We start from the raw sequence: 399 nt of genomic DNA on the forward strand, positions 1-399 counted from the left end.
ATATTCCGCCTGATAACGGGATAAAAACAAACGACATTAAAACGGATACGGGCGAGGGCGACATAAGAACGAACGGCGGAGCGGTTTCTGGTAGCTATACCATAGCGGTAGCTTCGGATGGTAATAGCGTGAAAACTACAGCAACGGTAAAATTCCTAAACGCTACGGGAACAATAACGGGTATTACTGATACGGATAGCACGACTTTAACGGCGGATGATTTCGTTTATAGCGGAACTAATTTGACTTTGAAAGACGATGCTACTACGAGAGCAAAAATTACTTGGGATGGAGTCGATACTAAAAAAGTTAAATTGACTTTCACATTAAAGCCCGCAAACGAGAAAGTGGATTTGACGACTACAACGCAAGATGTAGATATTGAAATCGGAAAATTCA

1 protein-coding gene is annotated in these 399 nt (G+C 41.6%); it reads left to right on the forward strand.

Annotation, left to right across the window (positions count from 1 at the left end; genetic code table 11):
* A partial coding sequence (locus tag EZH24_RS14565; protein ID WP_161976208.1) for a hypothetical protein occupies positions 1–399 on the forward strand: 399 nt, incomplete at both ends.

Source organism: Brachyspira catarrhinii, from assembly GCF_005518285.1.
Classification (GTDB): domain Bacteria; phylum Spirochaetota; class Brachyspiria; order Brachyspirales; family Brachyspiraceae; genus Brachyspira; species Brachyspira catarrhinii.